Consider the following 754-nt stretch of genomic DNA (forward strand, 5'->3'; position numbering starts at 1 on the left):
ACTCGGTGGGGGTGGCTTACACCGCGTGGCGGAGCAATCTCTACAAAGAGGACAAGGACACGTACGAGCATGCGGTCCGTCAAGCCGTTGCGACGGTAGCCGACGCGAAAACAGCGACTCAGTTGCTCGACAATGCGCTCGCGAAGGCCGTAAATTCGTGCGACAACGCCGTTTTGCACCGCAAAGACGACATATCGAGATGGAGATTCCAAAAGACCGACGCCGGCGGCAAGGATCTGACGTGGACCGCGACGGAACTGCAGGACGGGAAGCCCACCGGTTGGATCTGCCCCAACGTGGCGCGCGCGAAGAACAATGTGATCATCACTGCGCAGGTGTGCCAATACGGCAATGGCGCTCCGGCCACCGCGACAATTCTGGACAAGATGTCGGTGTCCAGGATCGTCGCTGCGGCCGGAGCGCCGTTGCCCCATTGGCACACCTGCGCGTAGATCACCACATTGTTCTTTGCCCGCGCCTCGCTGGCGCAGACCCAGCCGGTGATCTGCCCGTCCTCCAGTTCCGTTCCCGTCCACCGCACTCCCGTATCGGTCGCGTCGGTCTTCTGGAATCTCCATCGATATTTGCCGCTCAGGTGGATGACGGCATTGCTGCACGCATCGAGACGCTTGGCAAAAGCGTTGCCAAGCAACACCGTCGCTGCTTTGGAATCGACAACCGTCGCAACAGCCAGATAGACCGCATGACCTGAAGTGTCCTTTTCCTCCCTGTATTGATTGCTCCGCCATCCGGT

1 protein-coding gene and 1 pseudogene are annotated in these 754 nt (G+C 59.9%); one reads left to right on the forward strand and one right to left on the reverse strand.

Features of this window, described 5'->3' with window-relative positions; all coding sequences use genetic code 11:
• Positions 1 to 11: 11 nt before the first annotated feature.
• Complete coding sequence (locus tag A5713_RS29730) at positions 12 to 452, forward strand: sensor domain-containing protein (protein ID WP_369804496.1); 441 nt, start codon at positions 12 to 14, stop codon at positions 450 to 452.
• Here the strand turns inward: A5713_RS29730 and A5713_RS29735 are convergent.
• A pseudogene (locus tag A5713_RS29735) lies at positions 404 to 754 on the reverse strand (sensor domain-containing protein); the annotation flags it as partial. The gene A5713_RS29730 and the pseudogene A5713_RS29735 overlap by 49 nt on opposite strands.

Origin of the sequence: Mycobacterium sp. E2497 (assembly GCF_001668695.1) — a bacterium.
GTDB lineage: Bacteria > Actinomycetota > Actinomycetes > Mycobacteriales > Mycobacteriaceae > Mycobacterium.